The organism is Lysobacter sp. H21R4 (assembly GCF_015277535.1).
In the GTDB taxonomy this organism is placed as follows: Bacteria; Pseudomonadota; Gammaproteobacteria; order Xanthomonadales; family Xanthomonadaceae; genus Novilysobacter; species Novilysobacter ciconiae.
The window spans coordinates 81,050-106,064 of record NZ_CP063772.1 but is presented as its reverse complement, the minus strand read 5'-3'; the positions used below and the strand labels follow the sequence as shown (position 1 = coordinate 106,064).

At 69.5% G+C, this 25,015-nt stretch carries 26 protein-coding genes; 9 read left to right on the top strand and 17 right to left on the bottom strand.

Annotated features, from left to right (window positions below; translation table 11 throughout):
• Positions 1 to 215: 215 nt before the first annotated feature.
• Positions 216 to 794 carry an Ax21 family protein gene (locus tag INQ40_RS00485; protein ID WP_193985291.1) on the top strand — a complete coding sequence of 193 codons (579 nt, stop codon included), beginning with the start codon at positions 216 to 218 and terminating at the stop codon, positions 792 to 794.
• An 85-nt stretch (positions 795 to 879) separates the two neighbouring features.
• On the opposite strand, the gene INQ40_RS00480 is transcribed toward INQ40_RS00485, so the two are convergent.
• The 5 genes from INQ40_RS00480 to INQ40_RS00460 all read right to left on the bottom strand — a co-directional run bounded on the left by INQ40_RS00480 (position 880) and on the right by INQ40_RS00460 (position 4,076).
• Positions 880 to 1,917 (bottom strand): NAD(P)H-dependent glycerol-3-phosphate dehydrogenase, encoded by a 1,038-nt coding sequence (locus INQ40_RS00480; protein WP_194340861.1) that lies wholly within the window; start codon positions 1,915 to 1,917, stop codon positions 880 to 882.
• 10 nt (positions 1,918 to 1,927) lie between these two features.
• A complete protein-coding gene (gene secB / locus INQ40_RS00475; RefSeq protein ID WP_194340859.1) occupies positions 1,928 to 2,455 on the bottom strand; it encodes a protein-export chaperone SecB in 528 nt (175 codons plus the stop codon).
• Between the two features lie 123 nt (positions 2,456 to 2,578).
• Complete coding sequence (locus tag INQ40_RS00470; RefSeq protein ID WP_194340857.1) at positions 2,579 to 3,019, bottom strand: rhodanese-like domain-containing protein; 441 nt, start codon at positions 3,017 to 3,019, stop codon at positions 2,579 to 2,581.
• A gap of 78 nt (positions 3,020 to 3,097) precedes the next feature.
• Positions 3,098 to 3,511 (bottom strand): hypothetical protein, encoded by a 414-nt coding sequence (locus INQ40_RS00465; RefSeq protein ID WP_194342326.1) that lies wholly within the window; start codon positions 3,509 to 3,511, stop codon positions 3,098 to 3,100.
• A 97-nt stretch (positions 3,512 to 3,608) separates the two neighbouring features.
• On the bottom strand, positions 3,609 to 4,076 hold the full coding sequence (locus INQ40_RS00460; protein WP_228482054.1) for a YiiD C-terminal domain-containing protein: 468 nt from the start codon (positions 4,074 to 4,076) through the stop codon (positions 3,609 to 3,611).
• 99 nt (positions 4,077 to 4,175) lie between these two features.
• On the opposite strand from INQ40_RS00460, the gene INQ40_RS00455 reads away from it, so the two are divergent.
• From INQ40_RS00455 to INQ40_RS00445, 3 genes are read left to right on the top strand one after another with little or no spacing between them, the layout of a single operon-like run.
• The gene (locus INQ40_RS00455) at positions 4,176 to 4,937 is read left to right on the top strand and encodes a uroporphyrinogen-III synthase (RefSeq protein ID WP_194340853.1); all 762 of its coding nucleotides are present in this window, start codon (positions 4,176 to 4,178) and stop codon (positions 4,935 to 4,937) included.
• Between the two features lie 45 nt (positions 4,938 to 4,982).
• The gene (locus INQ40_RS00450; RefSeq protein ID WP_228482053.1) at positions 4,983 to 5,981 is read left to right on the top strand and encodes a hypothetical protein; all 999 of its coding nucleotides are present in this window, start codon (positions 4,983 to 4,985) and stop codon (positions 5,979 to 5,981) included.
• Entirely contained in the window at positions 5,978 to 7,243 is a 1,266-nt protein-coding gene (locus INQ40_RS00445; protein ID WP_194340849.1) for a heme biosynthesis HemY N-terminal domain-containing protein, read from the top strand. The genes INQ40_RS00450 and INQ40_RS00445 overlap by 4 nt, the downstream gene beginning before the upstream one ends.
• 83 nt (positions 7,244 to 7,326) lie before the next feature.
• On the opposite strand, the gene INQ40_RS00440 is transcribed toward INQ40_RS00445, so the two are convergent.
• Positions 7,327 to 8,604 (bottom strand): acetyl-CoA C-acetyltransferase, encoded by a 1,278-nt coding sequence (locus INQ40_RS00440; protein WP_194340847.1) that lies wholly within the window; start codon positions 8,602 to 8,604, stop codon positions 7,327 to 7,329.
• 177 nt (positions 8,605 to 8,781) lie between these two features.
• On the opposite strand from INQ40_RS00440, the gene INQ40_RS00435 reads away from it, so the two are divergent.
• Positions 8,782 to 9,714, top strand: a complete 933-nt coding sequence (locus INQ40_RS00435; RefSeq protein ID WP_194340845.1) for a hypothetical protein — start codon at positions 8,782 to 8,784, stop codon at positions 9,712 to 9,714.
• Here INQ40_RS00435 and INQ40_RS00430 read toward each other — a convergent pair whose 3' ends face one another.
• Both INQ40_RS00430 and INQ40_RS00425 read right to left on the bottom strand, forming a co-directional pair.
• Entirely contained in the window at positions 9,715 to 10,200 is a 486-nt protein-coding gene (locus INQ40_RS00430) for a GNAT family N-acetyltransferase (RefSeq protein ID WP_194340843.1), read from the bottom strand.
• A 38-nt stretch (positions 10,201 to 10,238) separates the two neighbouring features.
• Entirely contained in the window at positions 10,239 to 10,823 is a 585-nt protein-coding gene (locus INQ40_RS00425) for a superoxide dismutase family protein (protein ID WP_194340842.1), read from the bottom strand.
• Positions 10,824 to 11,037: 214 nt separating this feature from the next.
• Between INQ40_RS00425 and INQ40_RS00420 the strand changes: the two genes are divergently transcribed.
• The 3 genes from INQ40_RS00420 to INQ40_RS00410 all read left to right on the top strand — a co-directional run bounded on the left by INQ40_RS00420 (position 11,038) and on the right by INQ40_RS00410 (position 14,576).
• Positions 11,038 to 11,823: a YggS family pyridoxal phosphate-dependent enzyme gene (locus INQ40_RS00420; RefSeq protein WP_194340840.1), complete on the top strand. Its 786-nt coding sequence runs from the start codon at positions 11,038 to 11,040 to the stop codon at positions 11,821 to 11,823.
• The gene (pdxK, locus tag INQ40_RS00415; RefSeq protein WP_228482052.1) at positions 11,820 to 12,680 is read left to right on the top strand and encodes a pyridoxine/pyridoxal/pyridoxamine kinase; all 861 of its coding nucleotides are present in this window, start codon (positions 11,820 to 11,822) and stop codon (positions 12,678 to 12,680) included. The genes INQ40_RS00420 and pdxK overlap by 4 nt, the downstream gene beginning before the upstream one ends.
• A gap of 135 nt (positions 12,681 to 12,815) precedes the next feature.
• Complete coding sequence (locus tag INQ40_RS00410) at positions 12,816 to 14,576, top strand: LysM peptidoglycan-binding domain-containing protein (RefSeq protein WP_194340838.1); 1,761 nt, start codon at positions 12,816 to 12,818, stop codon at positions 14,574 to 14,576.
• Between the two features lie 94 nt (positions 14,577 to 14,670).
• On the opposite strand, the gene glnA is transcribed toward INQ40_RS00410, so the two are convergent.
• On the bottom strand, positions 14,671 to 16,080 hold the full coding sequence (glnA, locus tag INQ40_RS00405; RefSeq protein ID WP_194340836.1) for a type I glutamate--ammonia ligase: 1,410 nt from the start codon (positions 16,078 to 16,080) through the stop codon (positions 14,671 to 14,673).
• Between the two features lie 176 nt (positions 16,081 to 16,256).
• On the opposite strand from glnA, the gene INQ40_RS00400 reads away from it, so the two are divergent.
• On the top strand, positions 16,257 to 17,060 hold the full coding sequence (locus INQ40_RS00400; RefSeq protein ID WP_193985264.1) for an undecaprenyl-diphosphate phosphatase: 804 nt from the start codon (positions 16,257 to 16,259) through the stop codon (positions 17,058 to 17,060).
• A gap of 9 nt (positions 17,061 to 17,069) precedes the next feature.
• On the opposite strand, the gene INQ40_RS00395 is transcribed toward INQ40_RS00400, so the two are convergent.
• The 8 genes from INQ40_RS00395 to INQ40_RS00360 form a co-directional block, all read right to left on the bottom strand.
• Positions 17,070 to 17,690 (bottom strand): YbhB/YbcL family Raf kinase inhibitor-like protein, encoded by a 621-nt coding sequence (locus tag INQ40_RS00395; RefSeq protein WP_194340834.1) that lies wholly within the window; start codon positions 17,688 to 17,690, stop codon positions 17,070 to 17,072.
• 68 nt (positions 17,691 to 17,758) lie between these two features.
• A complete protein-coding gene (locus tag INQ40_RS00390; RefSeq protein ID WP_194340832.1) occupies positions 17,759 to 19,828 on the bottom strand; it encodes a tetratricopeptide repeat protein in 2,070 nt (689 codons plus the stop codon).
• A 21-nt stretch (positions 19,829 to 19,849) separates the two neighbouring features.
• Positions 19,850 to 20,848, bottom strand: coding sequence for an alpha/beta fold hydrolase (locus INQ40_RS00385; protein WP_194342324.1), 999 nt, complete (start codon positions 20,846 to 20,848; stop codon positions 19,850 to 19,852).
• A gap of 13 nt (positions 20,849 to 20,861) precedes the next feature.
• Complete coding sequence (locus tag INQ40_RS00380) at positions 20,862 to 21,665, bottom strand: lysophospholipid acyltransferase family protein (protein WP_194340830.1); 804 nt, start codon at positions 21,663 to 21,665, stop codon at positions 20,862 to 20,864.
• A 143-nt stretch (positions 21,666 to 21,808) separates the two neighbouring features.
• Positions 21,809 to 22,285, bottom strand: a complete 477-nt coding sequence (locus INQ40_RS00375) for a hotdog fold thioesterase (protein WP_194342323.1) — start codon at positions 22,283 to 22,285, stop codon at positions 21,809 to 21,811.
• Positions 22,286 to 22,407: 122 nt separating this feature from the next.
• Entirely contained in the window at positions 22,408 to 22,632 is a 225-nt protein-coding gene (locus INQ40_RS00370; protein WP_228482051.1) for a hypothetical protein, read from the bottom strand.
• Between the two features lie 78 nt (positions 22,633 to 22,710).
• Complete coding sequence (locus INQ40_RS00365; RefSeq protein ID WP_194340828.1) at positions 22,711 to 22,956, bottom strand: hypothetical protein; 246 nt, start codon at positions 22,954 to 22,956, stop codon at positions 22,711 to 22,713.
• A 138-nt stretch (positions 22,957 to 23,094) separates the two neighbouring features.
• Positions 23,095 to 24,993, bottom strand: a complete 1,899-nt coding sequence (locus tag INQ40_RS00360) for a phospholipase D family protein (RefSeq protein WP_194342322.1) — start codon at positions 24,991 to 24,993, stop codon at positions 23,095 to 23,097.
• Between the last annotated feature and the right edge of the window lie 22 nt (positions 24,994 to 25,015).

Below are 25,015 nucleotides of genomic sequence, written 5' to 3'. Positions count from 1 at the left end.
TCTGCAGAAGGAGGCGTTGCGGCTTCATGACACCGGTCAACCGGGCTTCCAATATTCCATCCTGAACAGCACCTGTAGTTATTGAACGGTCAAGTACACAATTCAGTTGGGATTACACCCTCGCGGGGATACTGCCCGGGTCCGGCTGGGATGCCACCTTGGTTTGAGGGGGCCGCAGCCGGAATGAGCTACCCCTTTCAAGAGGCCGAGAAATCATGAAGAAGTCACTGCTTGCCCTGAGCCTGATCGCTGCGCTTCCGTTTGCTGCTTCGGCCGCCGATGGCATCTCCTACAACTACGTCGAAGCCGGCTATATCGCCACCGACACCGACTACAGCGATGCCGACGGTTTCGCCGTCCGCGGCTCCGGCGCCATCGCGCCGAACTTCCACGTGTTCGGCGACTACTCCAACCAGAAGACCGACGATTTCTTCGTTGGCCCGCTGCGCTACCGCGGCGTGAAGATCGACCAGTGGCGCCTGGGCGTGGGATACAACCACGAGATCTCCCCGGCCGCCGACCTGGTGACCCGCGTCGCCTACGAGCGTTCCGAGGACGAGTTCAACAACAGCCTGAACGGTTACAGCGTTGAAGTGGGCGTGCGCGGCGCGCTGGCGCCGAACTTCGAAGGCTACGCGATGGCCGGCTATGAGGACGGCAGCGACTACGACGGTGACTTCTACGGTCGCCTCGGCGCGCAGGTGAAGTTCAACCCGATGTGGGGCCTGAGCGGCGACGTCAAGTTCGTCGACGGCGACACCCAGTGGTTCATCGGTCCGCGCATCACGTTCTGATACTGAACGCCATGCACGAAAAAGCCCGGCTTCGGCCGGGCTTTTTTATGGGCGTACTCCGCAGAATTTACGTTCCGGGGATGACTCAGCCGAACAACGGACCGGGATACTCGGCTTTCTGCTCGCGCGCCATCAACTGGCGCAGCCCCTGGGCAGGCGTAAGATCGCCATGCAGCACCGCGAACACCGCTTCGGCGATCGGCAACTCCACGTCGTGGCGACGGGCCAGGCGCATCACTTCGTCCGCCGTCTGCACCGACTCGACCACCTGGCCGATGTCGCGAATCGCGTCCTCGATCGATTGGCCCCGGCCCAATGCCAGTCCCAGCCGGCGGTTGCGCGACAGATCGCCGGTGCAGGTCAACACCAGGTCACCCAGTCCGGCCAAGCCCATCACCGTCTCCGGACGGCCGCCGAGCGCGCGGTTCAGGCGCAGCATCTCGTTCAGGCCACGCGTGATGAGGCCGGCGCGGGCGTTCAGGCCCAGCTCCATGCCGTCGGCCACGCCTGTCGCCACCGCCAGCACGTTCTTCATTGCCCCGCCCAGCTCGGCGCCGAGCATGTCATCGCCGGTATAGGCGCGAAAGCTCGGCCCGTGCAGGACGTCGGCGACGCATTTGGCAAACCCGTCGCTGGCCGAGTGCACGGTCAGCGCGGTGGGCAGCCCGATGGCGACTTCCTTCGCAAACGAGGGACCGGTGACCACGGCCAAGGGCACCTCGGCGCCCAGCACTTCGGCGGCAACCTCGTGCAGGAAGCGGCCGCTGCCGGGCTCGAAGCCCTTGCTGGCCCAGGCCACGCCGGCAGTTGCCGGGCGGTGCGGTGCCAGCAGGCGCAGGGTGTCGGCGAACGCGTGCGAGGGCACCACGACGAGCACCAGCTCGGCATCCCTCATCGCCCCGGCCAGATCACCGGTGGCGCGCAGGTTCTCCGGCAGCGTGATGCCGGGCAGGTAGCGCGCGTTCTGGCGGTCATGCTCGATACCGGCAATCGCATCGACATCCCGGCCCCACAGCACCGTGTCGTGCCCGTGCCGCGCAATAAGCGCCGCCAGTGCGGTGCCCCAGGAGCCCGCGCCCAGCACCGCCACGCGCTGGGCGCCGGATTCCACCAAGTGGTTCATGCCGCCGAGATCAGGCGTTGCCGGCGGTCTCGACGCCGTCGAGGCCGGGGGCCTGGTCGCCGGCGTCCTTCGCCGCGCGCTGGCGCAGGCTTTCGCCGTAGAGGGCTTCGAAATTGATCGGCTGCAGGAAGAACGGCGGGAAGCCACCCGACTGGATCAGGCTGCTGATCAGGGCACGCGAATACGGGTAGAGCACGTTCGGGCAGTGGATGCCGAGCATGGCGTCCAGCTGCGCCGGTTCAAAACCGCTCATGCTGAACACGCCGGCCTGCTTGACCTCGGCCAGGTACAGCGGCTTGTCGTCGGCGTTGCAGGTCAGGGTGATGCCCAGCACCACCTCGTACAGGCCTTCATTGACCTGCTGCACGCTCTGGCTGAGGTTCATCTGCAGCTCCGGCTGGGCCTGCTCGTTGAACACGCCCGGGCCGCCGGGCACTTCGAAAGAGACGTCCTTGGCGTAGATCTTCTCGACCGTGAAAGAGGCACCGGTGGCGGCTTCGGCCGGCGCGGCGGCACCGTTGAGGGTTTCTTCGGACATCGGGATTACTCCAGCGTAAGGACGGAAAAGTGGCGATTATGGCACGCAGCCATGGCGCGCCATGGGCTCAAGGCTGGGGTCGACGGTCGGCGAAGCAAGGGCCCGCAGTGAGCGGTCCCGCGTTCAGCCGCGGCGGCCCTTGACCAGTGGCAGGTCGGCCTGGCGCCAGGCCTGGATGCCGCCCTCGAGCACGTAGACCTTCTCGAAGCCGGCCTTCTTCAGCCGCTTGGCCGACGCGCCGGCGGTCATGCCGGTGCGGCACACGACGATCACCGGCAGCGCCTTGGCGGCCGCCAGCTGCTTGCTTTCCGGATCGAACTGGCTGGGCTGGACCGACTTGCTTCCGGCGATATGGCCCTTCTCGAAGTCGCTGCTGGGCGAGAGGTCGATCACCAGCGCGTTGTCGCGGTTCATCAGCGCCACCAGCTCGGCGGGGCGCAGGCCGGCGTAGCCCCGGAACAGCTGGGCGATTTCGGTGAACACCAGGGCCACGGTGATGCCAACCAGCGCCAGCGACAGCAGGGGGTGACGCTGGGCGAAGGCCAGCAGTTCTTCAAGGGTCACGGAATCACGCGCACGACTGGGGGCCGGCGATTGTCGCCCAGCGGCGGGACGGGTGCAAAAACGCGCTCAAAAACGCGCTCATTGCCCGGCCCACAGATCCGGCAGGTCGCTGACCAGCCACCAGGCCTTGGCGTCGGCGTCCCAGCGCCACTGCTCGAGGTAGCGGACGGTGCGCTCGGCCATGGTGTGGCGGTTGATCACGCCGATCTCGATGTTGCGCACCGCGCGGCCGTTGGCGGTATCCAGGGCGCCACCGACATCGCGGTAGGACGAGACCTGGACCTGTTCGTAGCGTTCCATCTGCAGCGGGCTGAGCGGGTTCGCCTCGCGGACCGCCGGGTCGACCAGATTCCGCGCGCCGCCGAAATCGCCCCAGCGGATCGCCCCCGACCAGGCGTACTGCGCCGAGTCCAGCGCGTTGGCGGCGGGACTGGCGCTGCTGCAACCGGCGAGCACCCATAGCGCGGCCAGGACCAGCAGGATCGCGCGCAGGCCGTGCCAGCGGCGGTTCAGACGGTGACGGGGTGAGCGATGCATATTGTGGGGTTCTCCGGTGGCAGGCGCCGATCGTAGCGGGTGCCCGATCGTTTCAGCGGGCGATGGCGACGTAGCGGGCGCTGAAGTCGGTCGCAAGGCGACCGTCGGCCAGCATCAGGCGGGCGACCAGGCTGATGCGTGCGCGCCGGCGCTGGCGCAAGGTCGCGATGAAAGCGTCCCAGCCGCCCGAAGGCGCCAGCTCGGCGGTGATCCGCAGGTCCTCGTACACCGGGTGCAGATAACGCACCTGGCTGTCGGCGACGTAGATCCCCGCGTCGAGCCCGGCGGCCTCGACCTGCATCGTCACCAGGCCCCAGGACGCCAGCGTCATCAATGACACCATGCTGCCGCCAAACGCGCAGCCCTTGTCGTTGACATGCAGGTCCAGCGGCGCGTTGACGCACAGCCTCTGGCCGTCGAAACCCTCGATCACCGGCGCCATGGCCGCGACCGGCGGCATCGATTGGAAGCGCTGCTCGAGACGCTGCAGGGCCTGGATGTGGGACGCGGATTGCGGCATGTAAACCCTGGCTGGAGCCGGATCGACCGGAAGAGAAGGGGAATGCGCGGACGGCAGGACGGGCATGCAGTCGTCGGTTCCGCGTGCCAAGCTGTGGCGATGACCGCGCGCAACCCGGCTCCCGCATGGTACGTGATCTCGCTGCGTCCACGCGGCGGCAACGCCTCGTTGCGCCGCGCCGCAGCCCGCCACGGCGCCGGCCTGCTGGCGCTGGCACCGTGGAAGCTGGAGACCATCGACAGCGCGGAAAGCCGCGCTGCGCTGGATCGCGCGTTGGCGGCCGACCGGCTGATGTTCACCAGCCCGCAGGCCGCACGCTCGGCCGCGACGCTTTGCGCGCTTCGCGCCAGAGCGGGCCAGGACTGGTTTGCCGTCGGCGCCGGCACGGCTGCAGCGCTGCGCCGCGCCGGGATCCCGGTGGTGGCCTCCCCGGCCCGCATGGACAGCGAAGGACTGCTCGCGCTGCCCGGCCTGCAACAGCTGCAAGGCAGCACCATCGGCCTGGTGACCGCACCGGGCGGGCGCGGGACCCTGCCGCCCGCCCTGGCAGCGCGCGGCGCCGAGGTGATCCGCGCCAACGTCTACCGGCGCGTACCGGTACTGCCCCCGCCGCGCGCGCTGGCCGCGGTGCGCGATCTCGACGCGCCTGCCGTGCTGGCCGTGTCCAGCGGCGAGGCGCTGCAACTGGCCCTGCAGAGCCTGCCTGCGCCGGTGCTCGAGCGCCTGCTCGGGTTGCCGGTCGTGGCCGCCAGCGAGCGGCTGGTGCAGTTGGCCCGCGCGTCGGGCTTCTCCGACTGCCGGCCGGCCCGCAGTGCCCGTCCGGCGGACATGGCCGAGGCCGCAGCGCAGCTGATGGCGTGACGCCCACGCAGACGGCGCTCCGGTAGCATTGGAGCTCCCGCCAGCGTGTTCATCGACGTGTCCAGTTCCCCGTCCATCCCACCGCCTCTCCGCCGGGCCGCCTGGCCCTGGTTGCTGGTCCTGCTGATCGCGGCGGTCGGCGCGCTGGCCTATGGCGGCTACCGATGGCAGGGGCACCAGGCGGAGGACCTTGCCCAGGCGGGGGACGTCCAGACGCGGCTGGAGACGCTGGGCCAGCGCCTGGACAGCCTGCGGGGCGACCAGGGCGTCCAGGCCAAGCGCCTGCAGCAGGCCATCGCGACCAATCGCATCCTGCGTGACGAGCTGCTCGGCCTGTCCGAGCGCGCCGCGCTGATCGAGGACAGTCTGGCGCGCTACAGCGATCCGGCCCGGCTGGGTGCGCACGCCCTGCGCCTGGACGAGGCGGAGGTCCTGCTCAGCCTGGGCCAGCAGCGCCTGCAGATTGCCGGCGACGTGGACGGCGCCCGGCGAAGCTATGCGCTCGCCGCCGGGGTGCTGGAAGCGATCGAGGACCCGGCGTATCTCAACCTGCGCCAGACCCTGGGTCAGGAGCGCGCCGCCCTGGAAGCACTGGATGGGGAACCCCGGGCCCGCGCGCTGGCGCGGCTGGATGCCTGGGCCGCGACGATGGGTGCCCCGCAGCCCCCTTCGCCAACCGCTCCCACATCGCTGGAACCGTGGTGGAAACGCGCCTTCATCGGCATTGTCCAGGTGCAGGATCTGGAAACGCCGCATGCGCTGGATGCGCCCCAGCGGGCGGATGCGCAGGCGGGCCTGCAGCTGGAAATCACCCTGGCCCGGGCCGCCGCCGAGCGCCGTGACACAACGGCCTACCGCGCCGCGCTGGGCCGCGCCGACGCCTGGCTGACCCGACTGGGGACGCCGGTTGATGCGGCCAATGGCGCCCGTGCCCAGTTGCGCGAGATCGCCGCGCTGCCGCTTTCACCCCGGCTTCCGACCCTGGGCACCACATTGATCCAGTTGCGCCAGTTGCGCGCCAACCGTCGGGAGCCTCTGCCATGAACCTGTTTCGCAACCTGCTGTTCTGGATCGTGCTGGCGCTGGTCGGCGCGCTCGCCGCCCAGTTGCTGGTCCAGGACCCCGGCGTGCTGACGCTGGACTTCCGCGGCACCCGCTACGTGACCACGCTGGCCGCGGCCATCCTGGTGGGCCTGGGCATCTGGGTCGCACTGTGGCTGATCTGGAAGATGCTCACCCTGCCGTTCATCACCCTGCGCCGGCGCCGCAGCCGCGCCGCCCGGATGAAGCTGGTGGAAGGCCTGGGCGCGCTGGAGCTGGGCCATTGGGCCCGCTCGGAGAAGTTGCTCGACGAGGCCGCGCGCCAGCCACTGGCCCTGCGCCAGGGGGTGTCCCCGCTGGCCCATGCCGGTGCCGCGCGCGCCGCCGCGGCGGCCGGCGATGCAGCGCTGGCGCGCCAGCACCTGGACGCATTGACCGGCTCGCACCCGGTTACCCGCGCGGTGATCGGCGCCGAGCTCGCGCTTGCCGACGGCCGTCCGGCCGAGGCGCTGATGTTGCTGGAGAGCCCGGATGTGCAACCGCTGCCGCCGCGGGGATTGCTGCTGCGCGCGCACGCGCTGGCCGCCACCGGCGAGGTGGGCGAGGCGTATGGACTGCTGGGTGCCATGCGCCAGCAGAAGGTGCTGCCCGTGCAGCAACTGGACCGGCTGGAAGCGCAATGGGCCAGCGAGGCCCTGCGCGAGGCGGGCGATGCGAACATCCTCGCCGACCGCTGGGAGTCATTGCCCAAGGCCTTCCGGACCGACCCCGATGCGGTAACGGCGTATGCCGAGCGCGCCGCCGCCCTGCGCTGGGACGACGCCGCGGCGAAGAGCGTGGAAAAGGCGCTCGATGAGCGCTGGGACGAATCGCTGGCCGCGCTCTACGGCCGCTTGCCCATCGGCCAGCTTGAACGACGGCGCGAAAACGCCGAGCGCTGGCTGCAGGCGCATCCGGGCAGCCCCGCGCTGCTGCTGGCGCTGGCACGGCTCAACCGCGCGCAGGGCCACTGGGCGTCGGCGGAGGGCTACCTGCACCGTGCGATCGCCCAGGGCGCGGGCGGCGATGCGTGGGAGGAGCTTGGCCACGGTTTTGCCGAGTCCGGCGACGAGGCCCGGGGCCGCCTGGCCTACGCGAACGCCTTGCGCGCCAGCCGCGGCGAAGCGGTCACCGAGCTGCCCGGACGCGACATGCGCCAGCAGCTGCACGACATGGCGGTGGTGGAAGAGCGCGACGAACACGGCATGCCGCGTCTGCGCGAGTAAAAAGGTGCCGCGCGACGCCGGACGCTTCGGGTTGAGGCGTCCAGCGTCAGTCCGCGGGTGATGCGCCCGCCGGGCGTGGCGCCTCAGCGCTCCAGGATCGCCACCACGCCCATGCCGCCGGCGGTGCAGATCGATACCAGGCAGCGGCCTCCGCCGCGTTGCGCCAGCTCCTTGGCCGCGGTGGCGACGATCCGCGCGCCGGTCGCCGCAAACGGATGGCCGGTCGCCAGCGAGGAACCATTGGGGTTGATCTTCGCCGGGTCGATCCGGCCCAAGGGCGCATCCAGGCCGAGGCGATTCCTGCAGTACTCCTCGCTTTCCCAAGCGCGCAGGGTGCACAGCACCTGGGCGGCGAACGCCTCGTGGATCTCGTAGAAGTCGAAGTCCTGCAGGCTCAGGCCCTGGCGGGCGAGCATCTCGGGCACGGCGATGGTCGGCGCCATCAGCAGCCCCTCACCGTGGGTGAAATCGACCGCCGCGACCTGCGAGTCGATCAGGTGGCACAGCGGCTCGTGACCGTGCGCGGCAGCCCACTCCGGCGAGGCCAGCAGGCAGGCGGCGGCCCCATCGGTGAGCGGAGTTGAATTGCCGGCGGTGAGCGTGCCGCGACCGGTGGTGCGGTCGAACGCCGGCTTCAGCGTTGCCAGCTTTTCCAGCGAACTGTCGGCGCGCAGGTTGTTGTCGCGCGAGACGCCGCGGAAGCTCACCACCAGGTCATCGAAGAACCCGCGCTCGTAGGCGGCGGCCAGCTTCTGGTGCGAGGAAAGCGCCCACTCGTCCTGCGAATCGCGCGAGATGTTCCACTCCTTGGCCATCTCCTCGCAGTGCTCGCCCATCGACTTGCCGGTGCGCGGCTCGGCGACGCCGGGGAAATCGGGCTTGAGCTCGCGCAGCGAGAAGCCCTTGAACGCGGCCAGCTTGCCCTTGGTGTCGCGCGCCGCAGCGGCCGCGAGCAGGCGGCGGCGGAGCTGGCTTCCATACACGATCGGCACGTCCGAGGTGGTGTCGGAGCCACCGCCGATGCCGGCCTCGATCTGGCCCACCGCGATCTTGTTGGCCACGGCGACAATCGTGTCCAGCGAAGTGCCGCAGGCGCGCTGCAGGGTGAATCCCGGGGTCAACGGCGAGAGGCCGGAGGACAGCGCGGACTCGCGCCCCAGGTTCCAGTCGCTGGAGTGCTTGATCACCGCACCCATCGCCACCTCGCCCAGTTGCTGGCCGTGCAGCCCGTACTTCTCGACCAGCGCGCCGAGGGTGCGCACCGACATGCCCAGGTTGCCGACATCCGCATAGGCGGTGTTCTGGCGGCAGAAGGGAATCCGGACGCCGCCGAGCACGGCAACGGGACGGGTTTGGCGCATCGGTGGTCACCTCGTTGGAGCCCCGGCGCGGTCCAGCCAGCGCGGGGATTGCAGGGCCCGCGGTCACTTGCGGGCATAATGTCCGCAGTGTAACGCCGCCCTCGCGCGCGACCAAACGCCGGCGTATCCACGCCGATCCGACGACCGGCCCACACGCAGACCCCGCCCGGACACCCGATGAGCCCAGCCAGCAATTCCGACCCCGTCTCCGCCCGCGACGCTGCTCCGCTGAGCGTGCTGGGCGCGTTCGCCATCGAAGTGGTCGGCGACGCCCCGGTCGATCGCGACCGCCTGGCGCAGGCCGAAGTCGGTGCGCTGGCCCAGTTGATCGCCCGCGACCTGGCGGATTTTGCGCCGGAGGCGGCACGGCTGGAGCTGATTACCGTCGGTGCCCACTACGACCCGGTCGAGTTGTTGCGGCCGGGCTGGCCGCTGCACCGGGAGCTGGACGAGCTGGCCGCCCGCGCGCCCCGCGGCGGCCTGGAGCGCGACAGCGGCCGGATCATCGCCTTCGGTGCCAGTGGCTCGGTGCTGCCGGGCACGTTGGCGCCGTCACCTGATTACCTAGGCGGCCCGTTGCGGCTGGTGCCGTTCGTGCTGAAAGGCGCCGAGGACGTGGTGGCGCGTGTGGGCGATGCGTTTGAGCGCGACCTCATCGAGGTCGGCATGGCCGCGGCGGACACCGCGCTGGCCGCCCAGGCCGCCTTCGGCCTGCAGGTCGAGCATGCGCGCTTCATGACCGTGCACGACCTGGCGGCGATGACCTCGATCCAGTACGAACACGCCGGCCTGGCGCCCCTGTGGCCGCTGCTGGAAACCGCTTTGCTGCACCCCGGGGAGTCTGCCTGGCTGGACGCGGCGCCCGAGCCACTTGTGCATTACGTCAATGGCGAGGCGCGGATCGCGCTGATGTCACCGGCGAGCTGGGAGCATCACTACGACCACGGCATCGCGACGGCCGAGGATGGCCAACGCGAGCGCCAGCAGCGCCTGTTCCAGTTTTTCCAGGGTCGCCAGCGCCAGATTGCGGCAGTGCTGGGTGCACACGGTATTGCCGTGCAGTTCATCCACTGCGACCTGGGTGATGATTGCCGCGCCGCGCTGGCCTGATCAGTCGCCAAAACCCGCTTCATAGATCCGATACCCGGCGTCGGCCATGCCCAGCGCTGCGTAGGTGCGCTGGGCGACGGCATTGTCGCGCTCGACATACAGCCGCAGGCCGATCACGCCTTCGGTTTGCCGCGCCAGGTCCTCGACGTGCCGGTACAGCGCGGACAGCACGCCGCGGCGCCGGTAGCCCGGATCGACGTACACGCTCTGGATCCACCACCAGTCGCCGTTGCGCCAGTCGCTCCACTCCCGGGTCAGCATCAGCGTGCCGACCGGCACGCGCACGACTTCTCCCCCACCCATCCCTGCGCTGGCGATGGCGACGAAGTAGCGTGCGCGTGCGGGATCCAGGAGCCCGGCGCTGACCCCCGCGAGGATCGTGGCGGGGGCGAGCACCTTGGACTCGGTCTCCAACGCCATCGCCGCCGCCCATTGCGCCAGCAGTTCGGCGTCGCCCGGCATTGCGTCACGGATGTCTACTTGCATCCAGCCAGCATCGCACCCAGCGATATGGTCGTCACGCCTCAGCCGGCGGTAATGACGCCGCAGGCCACGCGCGCGCCGGCATTGCCGGCGGGTTGGCTGGTGTAGTCATCCGCGGCAGCGTGCACGATCACCGCCCGTCCAATGGCGTCGTTGGCCGCACCGCCGCCCAGGACCGGGCCGCTGGCATGCGCATCCACCTTCGCCACGCCCTTGGCATCGGCCACGATGTTGTCCATGTCACCGGCATGATGCGGTGGCGTGCTGACGCGGCCGTGCATGACCCCGGCAGGATTGAAGTGGCCGCCCGCGCTGCTGGCGTCGGCCGCACTGCAATCGCCCTTTTCGTGGATGTGGATGGCGTGCGTGCTGTTGGGCTTCAGGCCGCCGATCTCGCCGGTGAAGTGGATGCCATCGCCCATCGGGCTCACGCTCAGGCGACCGCTGACCAGGCTGCCGGATGCGCCGGCCAGGTTGACGTGCGCGCTCTGGACGGTGGACGCGGTGGCCATTTTTGCGGTGGGCGCGGCGGACGCCCTCGTCGTGGTGGTCCGTTCGGGCGAGCTGCTGCAGGCGGCCAGACCGAGCGCCAACACAGTCGCGCCTGCCAATACGGTGGTTTTCATCGGAACTCTCCTTGGTGGGCAATCGCACGCGGAATCTATCGTGCCGCCGGTCGCAGCGCGGTGAAAGAGCGCGGGCCGGGCGCGGACGTACCCAAAGCGGCCGGCGCTACAATCCATTGGCGTGGGACATCGGTTTCCGGGTCCGCGGACCCGCAATGATGGAGCTCCGCCCCCCCGCGCCACCGTCGCGTCCTGACCTTTCGAGAATCGCCCATTGGATACGTCCGACCCGTCCGCCGCCGCCCGCTATCCGTCGGCCACCACCCTGGCCGAATTCCGGCACAACCTGGACGCCGTGCGGGCACGCATCCAGGCGGCTTGCCAGCGCGTCGACCGCGATCCGGCCGGGGTGCGGCTGTTGCCGGTCAGCAAGACCATCGATGAGGCGCGCATCCGCATGGTGCATGCGGCCGGCTGCACGTTCCTGGGCGAGAACAAGGTCCAGGAGGCGCACGCCAAGTGGCAGGCCATGGCTGACCTCACCGACCTGCGCTGGTCGGTGATCGGCCACCTGCAGACCAACAAGGCCAAGCTGGTGGCGAGCTTCGCCAGCGAGTTCCAGGCCCTCGACAGCCTGCGCCTGGCGCGGACGCTGGACCGCCGTTTGCAGGAGGAAGGTCGCTCGCTGGACGTCTTCGTGCAGGTGAACTCCTCGGGCGAGGCGAGCAAGTACGGCCTGGCGCCGCAGGACGTGGCCGCGTTCGTGCGCGAATTGCCGGCCTTCAGCGCGCTGCGCGTGCGCGGCCTGATGACGCTGGCGGCGCTGTCGCCGGATGCGGAGCGGGTGCGTGCCTGCTTTGTCCTGCTGCGCGAACTGCGCGACCGCCTGCGCCAGGATGCGCCCGACGGCATCGGCATGGACGAGCTGTCGATGGGCATGTCGGGCGACTTCGAGATGGCGATCGAGGAAGGCGCGACCGTGGTCCGCGTCGGCCAGGCGATTTTCGGCGCGCGTGCCCTGCCTGACAGTCACTACTGGCCCACGGATTCGGGCGCGTGAGCGAAACGGCGCCGCCGGACGTGCTGGCATCCACCCTGCTGGCGCCGCTGGCGATCGACGTGGTGTCGGTGCAGTCGCAGGTCGTCTACGGCCGGGTCGGCAACAACGTCGCGGTGCCGACGCTGCAGGCGGCCGGCCTGAGTGTCGCCGCGGTGCCCACCGTCCTGCTGAGCAACACGCCGCATTACCCGAGCCTGCACGGCGGTGCGGTCCCGATCGACTGGTTCAGCGGCTATCTGGAGGACCTCGACGCGCGCGGTGCATTGGCCTCGCTGCGCTCGATCCTGGTGGGCTACCTGGGCGGCCCTGCGCAGGCGCAGGCACTGGCGGACTGGATCGGCCGCATGCATGAGCGCCACCCCCGCCTGCACGTGCAGATCGACCCGGTGATCGGCGACCACGACACCGGCGTTTATGTCGACCCGGCAATGCTGCCGGTGTATCAGAAGGCGCTGTTGCCGATGGCACACGGACTGACCCCCAACGGCTTCGAGCTGGAGCGGCTCAGCGGCCGGCCCACCGACACCATCGAGGGCGCGATCGAAGCCGCGCGCACATTGCTGGTCGGCCACACGCAGTGGGTGGCGGTGACCAGCGCGGCGCCGGCTTCGTGGGCGGACGGGCGCATGCGGGTGGCGGTGGTCAGCCGCGACGACGCCCAGGTCGTCGAACACGAGCGCGTCGACGCCGCGCCCAAAGGCACCGGCGACCTGTTCAGCGCGGTGCTCAACGTGGAACTTCTCGCCGGAGCACCACTGCTGGACGCCACCCGTCGCGCTTGCGCCGGGGTGGTCGACGCGGTCGGCGCGACCCACCGTGCCGGCTCGGCCGAGCTGCTGCTTCCCACCGTTGGCTGAGGCGATCCGCCGCGGTCGGCGCCGGCTGGCTGGCTGAACCGCACACGGTCGATTCACCGTCCTCTAGGGCCAACCCCAGCTGTCGGCACTCGCCGCGCGCTCTATGTTCGACTCAGAAAACTGACGGAGTTGGCCATGAGCATCCCCCGCATTGACGGTGTCCGCGAGCGTTTCGCGCCCCCACCCCCGCCGCCGCCGCGGCAACACGTGGTCAAGCATGGCGACTCGATCGCCACCATCGCCAAGGCCGAGGGCGTCAGCGCGCAGAAGCTGCTCGCCGCCAACCCGCAGGTCCTCAACCCCGACGTGCTGTATCCGGGCGCCCGCATCAACCTGCCCGAAGCTGCTCCGGCCACGGACGCCGGCGGTAGCGGATCGCTGGAGGTCAAGCCCGAGAGCACCGTCCGCACCGGCGACACAGCGAACGGCACGACCTCGACCAGCAAAACGGGCGTCAAGGTCGACGACAGCGGTGCGACGGCCAGCGGCAGCAAGAGCGACAAGACCACGACCACCGACAGCAACGGAACCGCCAGCACCACCAACACCTCCGCCAACGGCAGCATCGGCTTTGACAGCGAGAAGGGCACGGTCAGCGTCAGCGGCGGCGGCGGTTTCAGCCAGGGACTGAAGAACGCCAAGGGTTACGGCGTGTCGTTCGGCATCGATGCCCAGACAACGGTCACTTCCGGCAAGAAGACCGACAACGGCGTGACCACCTACCGCAGCTCGGCTGACCTGTCGGTAACACTCAACGCCGGCGTGGACTCCAAGCAGGCCGGACTGGAGGTCGGCAGGACCGAGGGCATCAAGGGTTCGTTCGAAGTGTCGATGCCCGAGCAGATCGCGGCCAGGACCGACCTGAAAACGGTCAATCCATTTGACCCCGATTCCATGCCCACCGGCACCGTGATCAAGCTCGACGGCTCGCAGTACAGCGGCACCGAGTTCAAGGCGGCCTTCCGCCATATCGCCACCGAATCGAAGATCACCAACTTTGAAGGCGCCAGCCTGCTGGTCGAGAAGATCGGTACCGACCAGGTCCGCGTCACCGGTGGCCCGACCGAGGCGATCGAAGCCTACAACGGCGTAGGCGTGGACTTCCCGGTGGCCAGCGCGATGCTCGGCCGCAACGACAAGCTTGAGGCCGCCACGCTGAAGACCGCCGAGTTCAACCTGTCCAGCGCCGACGGTCGCGCGGCCTTCAACGACTATGTGGCCACCGGCACGATGCCGACCGCCAACGGCAACGGGGTGTCGGAGGTCGCGACAATCCAGAAGCTCGACTACTCCTCGCAGAGCCAGCTCAAGCTGGAACTGGGCCCGCTGAAGGCGTCGTTCAACAGCGCCGGGAACACCGGCAACAGCGTGCTGACCACCCGCGCGGACGGCTCCGCGTCGGCGACCTGGGATCTGCGTTACGGCGACAACGTGCCGCTGTCGCTCACCCAGAGCTTCCGGGCCGACGGCTCGGAGATCATGGCCGACCGGCGCTACACCTTTACCTACGCGGCCGATGACAGCGTGGCCACCTTCCTCAATGTCGCCCAGGGCGGCGGCATCGAACATGCGGATTCCGGCCCGGTCAAGGATGGCGACACGGTCAGCGTGAGCTACACCGAAGCGGAGATGGCGCAGCTGCTGGGGCACGCGGAGAAGGCGCTGGAAGCCTCCGATGGGATGGACTTCAAGCTGAATGCCCTGATCAAGGACTACGACGGCAACACGATCAAGACCTGGGATTTCGCGATCGCCCTGGCCCGCAACCTGGGCGGTGACGACTACCAGAGCGCCTATCGGCTGTTCAACATCTCCGATGCGGCCGACGGCAGCATCGGCGACCGCAAGGGCGTCGCCCTGCCCGGTACGTTGACGGTCACCCAACGCGCCGGCTGACCGCCCTGCGGCCCCGCTACCGGCGCTATTGCGCCGGCGGACCTGATCTATCGCAGCCGCGTCGGCCGGAAATCCCGGCCGGCGCCTGGCTCCATCAGATCGCGTAATACATCTGGTATTCCAGCGGATGGGTCGCGGCGCGGAACGCGGTGACCTCCTTCATCTTCAGCCGGATGTAGGCGTCGATGAAGTCGTCGCTGAACACGCCGCCGGCTTTCAGGAAGTCACGGTCCCCGTCCAGCGCCTCCAGCGCCTGGTCCAGGCTGTGGCACACCGTCGGGATGTTCTTCTCCTCCTCCGGCGGCAGGTCGTAGAGGTCCTTGTCGCTGGGCGGGCCCGGGTCGATCTGGTGCTTGATCCCGTCCAGTCCGGCCATCATCAGCGCGGCGAAGATCAGGTAGCCCGAGTTCATCGGATCGGGGAAGCGCATCTCGACCCGGCGCGCCTTGGGGTTGGCCACGTAGGGGATGCGGCAGCTGGCGGAGCGATTGGAGGCCGAGTAGGCCAGCATCACCGGCGCCTCGAAGCCGGGCACCAGCCGCTTGTAGGAGTTGGTGGTGGCGTTGGCGAAGGCATTGACCGCGCGCGCGTGCCTGAAGATGCCGCCGATGTACCACAGCGCCATCTGGCTCAGGCCGCCGTACCCCTCGCCGGAGAACAGGTTGACCCCGGCCTTGGCCAGGCTCTGGTGCACGTGCATGCCGCTGCCGTTGTCCCCGACCAGCGGCTTGGGCATGAAGGTCGCGGTCTTGCCGTGGCGGTGGGCGACGTTCTTGATGACGTACTTCATCGTCTGCAGCTCGTCGGCCTTCTTGGTCAGCGAGTTGAAACGGGTGCCGATCTCCGACTGGCCGGCGGTGGCGACCTCGCGGTGGTGGACCTCGACCTCGATGCCGACCGCCTGCAGCGTCTTGCACATCTGCGCGCGGATGTCGTGCAGCGAGTCCAGCGGCGCGACCGGGAAATAGCCGCCCTTCACGCCGGGCCGGTAGCCGCTGTTGCCGCCGGGGTACTCCTTGCCCGAGTTCCAGGCCGCCTCTTCGGAGTCGACGTGGAAGAAGGTGTGGCCCATCTCGTTGGCGTAGCGGACGCTGTCGAAGATGAAGAACTCCGGCTCCGGGCCAAAGAACGCCTGGTCGGCGATGCCGCTGGATTTCAGGAACGCCTCGGCGCGCTTGGCGATGCCGCGCGGGTCGCGGTTGTAGGCCTGCATGGTCGCCGGATCGAGGATGTCGCAGGTCAGCACCAGGGTCGGATCGGCCGTGAACGGGTCCAGGAACGCGGTGGACGGATCGGGCAGCAACACCATGTCCGAATCGTGCACGCCCTTCCAGCCGCCGATGGAGGAACCGTCGAACATCCGGCCGTCCTCGAACAGCGCCTCGTCGATGATCGACCCGGGGAAGGTGACGTGGTGCTGGACGCCACGCATGTCGGTGAAACGCAGATCGACAAACTCGACCTTGTGCTGCTGGACCAGTTTCTCGACGTTCTCGATGGACATGCGGGGTTCCTGGAGGTGGGAGGCGACTACAGTAGCAAGGGCAGATTTTATTCGATGACCGGGCGGCCGATGGCATTTTTTTGCGCGCCCGGGGGCCAAAGGCGGCGGTTGCCGCTATCCTGTGCCCCCTCGTGGGCGCCACCGGCGGTGCACCCGCTCCGTTTCCGGTGGTTTCCATGTCCGATACCCTCGCCGCGCTGCTGCTCGGCATCCTCGAAGGCCTGACCGAATTCCTGCCGGTCTCCAGCACCGGTCACCTGCTGATCGCCCAGCACTGGCTGGGTGCGCGCTCGGACCTGTTCAACATCGTCATCCAGGCGGGTGCGATCCTGGCGATCACGCTGGTCTTCCGCGAGCGGCTGTGGTCCCTGGCGACCGGCCTGCGTGAGCGCGAGAACCGGCTGTACCTGGCCAAGATCGGCGCCGCCTTCCTGGTCACTGCGCTGGTCGGCCTGCCGGTGCGGCTGCTGGGCTGGGAGTTGCCGGAAACCGTCTCGCCGGTGGCCATCGCCCTGATCCTGGGCGGCGTCTGGATCCTCTTCGCCGAGCGCATCGCCGCCGGTCGTCCGCCGTCCACGCGGGTCACCTGGACGGTGGCGATCCTGGTCGGTCTGGCGCAGGTGCTGGCCGGGATCTTTCCGGGTACCTCGCGCTCGGGCGCGGCGATCTTCATGGCGATGCTGGCCGGCACCGGGCAGCGCTCGGCGGCGACCGAATTCGTGTTCCTGGTCGGCATCCCGACCATGTTCGCCGCCAGCGGCTACGCGGTGCTGGAGTACTTCCTCAAGGGCAGCGGCGGTGCGGCCGGCGGCGAGGCCTGGGGCGAGCTGGGGCTGGCATTCGTCGCCGCCAGCGCGACCGGATTCATCGCGGTGCGCTGGCTGATGGGCTACATCAAGCAACACAGCTACGCCCCGTTCGCGTTCTACCGCATCGCGCTGGGCGCCGCCCTGCTGCTGTGGCTGCCGGCCGGCGGCTGAGCCAACCGGTTACAGGTCCGGATGCAGGCTGTAGGTCGCGTAGGTGTCCGCCTCGGCCAGCACATGGCCGTGCATCGCGGTCAGTGCATCGGCGGCGGTGAAGCGGTCGGGCAGCGGCAGGCGCTCGACATCCAGCGCGAACACGCGGAAGAAGTAGCGGTGCATGCGCAGGTCATTGGGAGGCGGGAACGGGCCGTCGTAGCCGTGCCAGTCGCCGGCCATGGCCGGGTCGTCGGCAAACCAGCCGGTGTAGTCGTTCACGCCCTGGCGTGAGCCTTCCGGCCCGCCGGGGTTCTGCTTGCCGTGCGGCACCACGCCGTCGCTGCAGGCACCGGCGGCGATTTCGGTCACCGTGGCCGGAATGTCGACCATCACCCAGTGGATGAAGTCGGTGCGCGGCTGGTCGACCGGGATCGATACGCCCTCCTTGCCGACCATCTCGGCCACCGTTGGCACGTCGGGGTCGACGCAGATCAGGACGAACGAGCGCGTCCGGTCCGGGACCTCGTCCCAGGCCAGGTGCGGGTTGCGGTTGGGCGCAAACCCGAACCCGTCGGCGGTGGGCTGGCCGGCGGCGAACTCCGCCGGCAGGGACTGGCGACGCTGGAAACTGTCGCTGTGGATGCGCATGCGTGGACTCCGTGTGGCTACCGGACCAGTCTGCCAGACGGCGCCCGCGCGGGCCTGATCAGGTCGGATCAGTCCTGCGGGTAACCCAGGCGCACCGCCACCGGCGTCAGCAGGGCGAACGCATCGCCCAGCGGCTCGACGAAATCGCGCCAGCGCCCGGCCGCCATCCGGTCGGGACCGAAGCGGCCCGGCGCCACCGCCGGCAGGCTGACTTCCAGCGCGTTGGCCAGCATCTGGGAGAGGGCGGCCATGTCGTTTTCCACCCCGTCCATGCGCAGCAGGCGATGGGCGATGAGGTTGTGCTCGTGCAGCTCGGCGACCTGATCCAGCACCTTCGCCAGCCAGCGCGCCCCGGCCACGGGCGACTCCAGCGCGAACGGCGCGGGCGCGCCGTGGGCGATCCAGTCCAGCAGCATGTCGCGCGGATCGCGCAGCGCAACCAGCAGCATCGCCTCCGGCGCGTGTTCGCGCAGCACCGTCGCCAGGGTGTTGTCCCACCACAGCAGCCAGTCGCAGATCCGGTCGGGCGTGATCCCGCGCGAGGGGAACGCGGCCCGCCACTCGGCGATCAGCGCGGCAGGGTCGGCGGCGCCGCTGGCCAGGGCGTTGACGGTGGCAAAGCGCTGGAATAGATCGTTCGGCGGCGAAGGCCCGAATCGGTCGGCGAACAACGGCGCACCGGCGGCGTGCAGGGTGCCGGCGACGCGCTCGATCAGGGAACCTGGCGCGCCCCACAGCAGCAGCCCGCTGTGGCGGCTGACCTCGTCACTGTCGTCGGCCGGCCAATCGCGGGCGATGCTCGGCTCCAGCAGCGGCAGGCGCTGGGGCGCGACTTCGCTGTGCAGCTCGGCCCAGGTGGCCACCGCGGCGGCCGGCTGGCCGGCGGCCTCGAAGCAGCGGCCCAGCAGCTGGCGCAGGTTGCTGCGAACCGCCTCGTCCGTTGCGCGCGCCAGCAGGCCTTCCACGTGGCTGATGGCCGCGTCCGGATCGCTCTGCAGCAGCCGGTCGAAGATCCGGGTCTCGGCCTTGGCATGACCCGGCTGCAGTTCGATGATGCGCGCGGCCAGGGCGTCGCCCTGCCCGGTCTCGCCAGCCACGTCATGCAGGGTGATGCGCGCCTCCAGCGCGGGCACGCTGTCGGGGTCAAGCTGCTGCCAGCGCTCGACGACCGCCAGCGCTTCAGGGGACGCGAACTCTTCGAACAGCAGGCGCGCACGCCACAGGTCGATGTTGCCCGGCGCAGTTTCCAGCAACGCGTCCAGGGTCGCGCGCGCGTCGTCGGCCGCGCCCAGCCGGCGCCAGGCTTCCGCCAGCGCCACGATGCTGCGGCGGTCCTCGGGATTTTCCTTGACCAGTTCGAGCAGGCGATCGCGGGCGGACGCGTCACGACCGGCTTCCAGCTCCAGTTCGGCGACCATGCGGCGCAGCGCCGGGGCGGCGTCATCGCCGGTCAGCAGGGGTGCGATTTCATCAGCGGCATCGCCGGGGCGTCCCTGACGGCGCAGCAGGTCGGCGACCAGCGCGCGCAGCGGCAGCGAACCCGGACTGGCTTCCAGCAGGCCGCGGAAAGCCTGCTCAGCGAATGCCAGATGACCCTTGGCCAGATACGCAAAGCCCAGTGCATGGCGCAGCGTGGGCTCCTCCGGCCACAGTTTGGCGGCGGCCGACAGCCCGGCGAGCGCCTGGTCGGCGTCGCCCCGGCGCAGCGCCAGGTTGCCTTCCAGCGCCGCGATCTGCGGGTGCTGGTCGGCGATGCGCGCGGCGGTGCGGGTCAGCCGCTGGGCCTCCTCCAGGTCGCCGCGGCCCAGCGCGAGCTGCGCCTGGATTATGTATGCCGGGAACTGGTTGGGATCCAGGCCGGTGCTTTGCGCCAGCGCCGCCTGGGCCTCGTCGAGCTTGCGCTCCTGCAACAGCAGGCCGGCGCGGTCCAGATGCAGGTCGGCGTTTTCCGGGGCCAGGCGGATGGCCGCGTCGATGGCCTCCAGGGCCGCCTCGCGATCGCCCGCCAGGCGCAGCGCGTAGGCGAGCCAGCGGTGTGCGGCCGGATCCTCGGCGTGTTCGGCAACGGCGCCACGCGCAGCGGTGAGGGCTTCGTCGGCGGCGCCGCGACGCAGGGCGTCGATGATCGGTTCGTACATGGACTGCTGCTCGGGGTTCGGTCAATCGGCCATTGTATCGGCGCACGCGGCGAGCCGCTGGGCGAGCCACTGCTCGCCGAAACCCTGCAGGCGCCCATTCTCCAGAAATCCGCAGTGGCCGCCCCAGGGCGATATCTGCAGGTCCACGCAGGGCGAGAGCCGGGCGCTGGCAAAGTCCTCGACCGGGATCACCGGATCATCGGCGGCCATGAGTATGCTGGCGGACACCTGCAACTGGCTGAGGCGCGCGCCGGCCAGCGAATAGCCATCGAAGTAGCTTTCCAGCGAGTCGTATTCGGTGCTGCGCTCGACCATCCACCGGGTCAGCGGGCGCATGCGCAGGCCGAGCACGCGGTCGTCGAAGTCGTACTGCTGCGGGAACAGCTCGCGCTTGCGCTGCAGCGAGCGCCGCCACTTGCCCTCGAAATGGCGCATGTAGGCCGGGAACCCCGCCTCCATCGCGTCCATGGTCCGGGCCGGGTCGAGCAACGGGCAGATCACTGCGACGCGGGCGATCGACAGGCCGGCGCCCGGCGCACGCAGGGCCAGGCGCAGCGCGAAGTTGCCGCCCAGCGAGTAGCCGCCCACCGTCAGCGGTCGCAGCGGGAAGCGGCGGGCGAGATCGGCGGTCGCATGGACCACCTCGTCGATGCGGTTGGAATGGAACAGCCCGGAATTGAGGTGATGGGTGCCGCCGTGGTCGCGGAAATTGAGCCGGAATACCTCAAAGCCCCTGGCGAGCAGCGATGCCGCCGTCAGGCGCATGTAACCCGAATCGGCGCTGCCTTCCCAGCCGTGCAGCAGCAGGGCCAGACCGCGCGCTTCCACCCCCGGCATCGCGCTGTGCAGGCCCTGCAGACGCACCCCGCCGCCGCCGTCGAGCAGGTGCGCGGTGGTGATCGCGCCGGTCGCCTCCAGCTGGTGCTCACCCATCCACTGACGCATGCCGCTGGAGCCCAGCACGGTCTGCAAGTGGGCGTTGCGGAGCCAGCGCGGAGGGCGGAAATCGGCGGCGGTCAGCACCTCGCGTCCCTCAGCTGTTCATCGCCTCGAGGATACGACCGCGCGCCGTGTCGGCGATGCGACGGCGACCCTCGACCTGGGTGGGCAGGATCGGCTCGAGGAAGTGGATCTCCGCCACCCGCGGCGGCTCGCCGAGCAGCCGGAAGAAGTTGCCGACGAAGCGCTCGCGCGGAGCAAAGGCCACGATGCGCTGCGCGCTGCCGCCCTCGCCGTACCGCAGCGCCACCGGCTGGATCTGCGCGCCGGCCTCCACCGCGGCCAGGAAGATGCGCGCATGGAAGGGGCCGACCTCGCCTCCGCCGCGCGTGCCGCCCTCGGGAAACACGCCCACCGAGCGGCCATCGCGCAGCCGCGCGAGCATTTCCTGCAGCACACCGCCCATCGACTCGGTGCTGCCGCGGGCGTGGAAGATCGTCTGCGCCCGGCTGGCCAGCCAGCCCACCACCGGCCAGCTGCGGATCTCGCGCTTGGCCACCATGCCCATCATCTGCTGGCTGTGCAGCGCGGCGATGTCGATCCAGCTGACGTGGTTGGCGACAAACATGGTGCCGCCGGGCAGCGGCGAGCCGATGCGGCGCAGGCGGAACCCGAACACGCGCATCAGCCCGGCCGACCACAGCCGGATCATGCGGTGGTCCATGCGCTCATCGCCCAACCGGATGCCACCCAGCAGCGGGCTGATCAGCACCAGAACCACCGGCAGGTTGACCAGCAGATGCCACAACAGCATCGGCACCCGGTACAGGTAGCGGAAGGTGCGCGCCAGCGGCGAGGCGCGGGCCGGAAGGGGAACGGTAGGCTGTGGCGCATTCATGACCGCGAACGATACAGCGCCGACCGGCCGCGCGGCAGGCGCGCGAGGCGTGACGAGCGCGTGGTTCACACCGGAAGGCGGCGCGCGCCACGCGCCGGGCGCAACGACAGCCGCCTCCGACGACGCAGCCGCCGCTTGGGCTGCTAGTCGCTGGAGCGCGAGACGACGGCCAGGGTAAGGCGGGAGATGCAGGCCAGGCGGCCACGATCGTCCTCGATGCGGATTTCCCAGACCTGGGTGCGACCGCCCACATGCAGCGCGGTGGCGGTGCCGGTCACCGTCCCGTCGCGCACGGCGCGCAGGTGGTTGGCGTTGATTTCCAGCCCGACGCAGACACGATCCTCCTCGACGCACAGGTTTCCTGCGCTGCTGCCCAGCGTTTCCGCCAGCAGCACGGAGGACCCGCCGTGGAGCAGGCCGTAGGGCTGCAGCGTGCGTGCGTCGACCGGCATCGTCGCCCGCAGGTGGCGGTCGCCGATTTCGGTGAACACGATGCCCAGCGCCTCGATCGCGGTACCCCGCGAGAGCGCGTTGAGATGGTTCACGGTCGTGGTGCGACGGAACAGGGGCGGGGCTGGATGCGCCGCATCCGGGGTCCCGGCCGGCGGATCGACAGGCATGTTGGTCATGCCGTCACGATAGCGGAGCCCGGCGGGCACTGCCATCACGCGCAGTCCCGGGGTCGGCTGGTGCCCCGGGCGGCTGCGCCTTCAGTGCTGGTGCGGGTGGTGCGTGATCCGGTTCAGCTGATACGGAACATCGACTGGCTGGCGGAGGTGCTGCGGCGCGAGCGGCGCAGATAGCTCTTGCCCACGTAGCTGCTGCGGTAGAGATCGCTGCGCGCTGGCGCGGCGGCATCGGCCTGCGTGCTCTGGACGAACGGTCGGGCACTGGCAACGGGGGTGACCTGCCCGACCGGGTTGCTCATCACGGGAGCGGTTTGGACGGTACTCGGACGACGATTCACTTCTGACTCCTTTTCTTAATGATTACAATGATTTACAAGCGCTATTGTAACAGGTTCAGAGAAATATGAATAGGGGGATCAGTGGAACCTGAACAGGGCGGGCGCGGCGCTCTCGACGTAGCGGTTCAGGCCCTTGTAGTTTTCGCGGCCGGCGTAGCCGCTGCTGTGGCCATAACCCGTGCCTGGCTGGCGCTGCGGGTAACCGTGCCGGTGGGCAGCGGCGAGCGCATGGGCGCGATCGCACTCCGCCCCCCGGGCGGCGGCGTTGCAGGACGGCTCCGCGGCGGCGGAAACAAAGGACTGGGCGCGTGAGGGGATGTACATGGCGATCTCCTGATATAGTGAATTGGTGTGCTGGTAATGTATAACACCAGTTCAAACGCGCCATAGGCCATAAGTCATGGCCCGGTTATCGTTCAGGCTTCTGCAGGTTTCAGCGCGGGGAATGGAGCGCGGCGCGGATCAGAGAATCGGCGCCAGTCCGGCACCGAAAGCGGTGAAGAGCCGGGTCGGCAGGCCCTTCAGGGCGAGATTCACTTCCGGGAAATCGCCGACCGGACGATGGCAGGCGCGAAAGCCGGGATGATCAGGCGGGATCGGCCGCGGGCATTCCGGACCCGGCACGAACTCGTAGCTGGTCGCGTAGCGCATCGGCCACAGGTCGAACACCGGCAGCCATTCGGAGAGCTTGCCGATCGAGTACTCCAGCCCCCACAGCACCGGCGGCTTGTCGCGCGGGGCGATCACCCACGAGTTGGCCGGACTGATGTCGCGGTGGATGCTCGCCGCCAGTTCGCGCGCAAACGCGGCATCGTGGACCACGACGGCGCTCTCGGTGTTGTAGTTGTCCCCGCGCGGATCGAAGTTGTGGGTGCCCACCACGCCGATCCGGCGGTCGATGACCAGCGACTTGGCGTGCATGCCCATCCGCACCCCGGCGCGTCGCAGCGGGACCGGCTCGTTGGACTGGCGGCGCAGGTGGCGGGTGGCGCCGTACTCGGTCGCCAGCGGCCGGCGGTAGCGCGCCGAGCGCAACACGCTGCTGCGGTCGGGACGGGTGCTCGGAGGCGGCGGCAAGGGCGCGTCGACGAACTCGGGCAGGAACGCGCCCGTGGTCGCCAGGTCGATCGGCGCGTCCTCGGGAAACGGCTTGTACTCGTAGATGTTGAAACCGAAATCGCGCAGGTAGCGGCGCTTGTACTTGTAGGACAGCGCGTAGGCGATGAACGCATCGGTGGCGGCCAGCGAGTTGGTCGACACCACCACGCGCGGCGCGTCGGGGCGGTCGTGCAGGCGTTCGAAAAGGGCCTGGGCGGGGCGCGAAAGCACCAGGTAGGGCGTCTGCAGCAGCACCTCGCGGTCGGCCGAGGCGATCAGCTCGCCCAGCGACTGCGATGCCAGCGCAAACTCCGCCGGGGTATCCGCCTCGTGCTTGCCGGGGCCGTCGGACACGTACTCCACCTTGCCGACTTCCCGGGCGCGGCTGGCGAGGCGCTCGAACACCAACAGCGCATCGGCAGCGTCCTCGCGCATCGCTTCGGCCCGCTCGGGCAGGCGGAACTCGCTGGGTGCCAGCGGCGGGACGCCGCGCGCCAGCAACAGGCGGCCGACGTCCACCAGCCGCGACGGAGGCACCGCCCGGCGGTCCTCCCAGAAACGGCGGAAGTCCTCTGCCATCGCGCCGGTCACCGGCCCGGCCACCAGCAGGTCGCGATCGCGGAAGTTGTACTGCGCGTCCCAGTCGAAATAGTCGTCCTGGTAGTTGCGCCCGCCGGTGATCGCCAACGCATCGTCGATCAACAGCAGCTTGGTGTGCATGCGCTGGTTGAGCTGCCGCCAGCAGCAGGCGGCGGCGATCGCGTACTGCGGGTAGGTGACGCGAGCCCGCCCCAGCACCGGGTTGTACAGCTTGATGTGGAAATTGCGGTGGGCGCCGCTGAGGGCGGCCAGGGATTGCACGCTCTGGATCGCGGACAGCTGGTCCATCAGCAAGCGCACGTGCACGCCGCGCCGCGCGGCAGCGAGCAGTTCGTCCAGCACCAGACGCCCGGAATCGTCGTCCTCGTAGATGTACGTTTGCAGGTCGATGCTGCGCGTGGCGCTGCGGATCAGGTTGATGCGTGCCAGCAGCGCGTCGGTGCCGCGGTCGAGGATCACGGTGTAGTGGCGGGGCTGTTGCGGCGTCGAATCCAGCAAGGCCCGGTCGGCCAGCTGGTGCAGGGGCGAGGGCTGCGCGCAGGCATCGCTCGTATCGCAGGTGGAGGCGTCCGAACGGGCCGCGCCGGCAATCGCATACGCGCGGTCCGCCTGTTGGGGGCTCAACGTGGCGCAGGCCGCGAGCAGCAGCACCGACAACGCCATGGCGAGCCGTGCCAGCGCAGTG

Coding starts and splice junctions, on each gene's coding strand:
- INQ40_RS00485 (WP_193985291.1), top strand. CDS start 216: ATGAAGAAGTCACTGCTTGCCCTGAGCCTGATCGCTGCGCTTCCGTTT.
- INQ40_RS00480 (WP_194340861.1), bottom strand. CDS start 1,917: ATGAACCACTTGGTGGAATCCGGCGCCCAGCGCGTGGCGGTGCTGGGC.
- secB (WP_194340859.1), bottom strand. CDS start 2,455: ATGTCCGAAGAAACCCTCAACGGTGCCGCCGCGCCGGCCGAAGCCGCC.
- INQ40_RS00460 (WP_228482054.1), bottom strand. CDS start 4,076: ATGCCGCAATCCGCGTCCCACATCCAGGCCCTGCAGCGTCTCGAGCAG.
- INQ40_RS00455 (WP_194340853.1), top strand. CDS start 4,176: ATGACCGCGCGCAACCCGGCTCCCGCATGGTACGTGATCTCGCTGCGT.
- INQ40_RS00445 (WP_194340849.1), top strand. CDS start 5,978: ATGAACCTGTTTCGCAACCTGCTGTTCTGGATCGTGCTGGCGCTGGTC.
- INQ40_RS00440 (WP_194340847.1), bottom strand. CDS start 8,604: ATGCGCCAAACCCGTCCCGTTGCCGTGCTCGGCGGCGTCCGGATTCCC.
- INQ40_RS00435 (WP_194340845.1), top strand. CDS start 8,782: ATGAGCCCAGCCAGCAATTCCGACCCCGTCTCCGCCCGCGACGCTGCT.
- INQ40_RS00430 (WP_194340843.1), bottom strand. CDS start 10,200: ATGCAAGTAGACATCCGTGACGCAATGCCGGGCGACGCCGAACTGCTG.
- INQ40_RS00425 (WP_194340842.1), bottom strand. CDS start 10,823: ATGAAAACCACCGTATTGGCAGGCGCGACTGTGTTGGCGCTCGGTCTG.
- INQ40_RS00410 (WP_194340838.1), top strand. CDS start 12,816: ATGAGCATCCCCCGCATTGACGGTGTCCGCGAGCGTTTCGCGCCCCCA.
- glnA (WP_194340836.1), bottom strand. CDS start 16,080: ATGTCCATCGAGAACGTCGAGAAACTGGTCCAGCAGCACAAGGTCGAG.
- INQ40_RS00400 (WP_193985264.1), top strand. CDS start 16,257: ATGTCCGATACCCTCGCCGCGCTGCTGCTCGGCATCCTCGAAGGCCTG.
- INQ40_RS00395 (WP_194340834.1), bottom strand. CDS start 17,690: ATGCGCATCCACAGCGACAGTTTCCAGCGTCGCCAGTCCCTGCCGGCG.
- INQ40_RS00390 (WP_194340832.1), bottom strand. CDS start 19,828: ATGTACGAACCGATCATCGACGCCCTGCGTCGCGGCGCCGCCGACGAA.
- INQ40_RS00380 (WP_194340830.1), bottom strand. CDS start 21,665: ATGAATGCGCCACAGCCTACCGTTCCCCTTCCGGCCCGCGCCTCGCCG.
- INQ40_RS00375 (WP_194342323.1), bottom strand. CDS start 22,285: ATGCCTGTCGATCCGCCGGCCGGGACCCCGGATGCGGCGCATCCAGCC.
- INQ40_RS00365 (WP_194340828.1), bottom strand. CDS start 22,956: ATGTACATCCCCTCACGCGCCCAGTCCTTTGTTTCCGCCGCCGCGGAG.
- INQ40_RS00360 (WP_194342322.1), bottom strand. CDS start 24,993: ATGGCGTTGTCGGTGCTGCTGCTCGCGGCCTGCGCCACGTTGAGCCCC.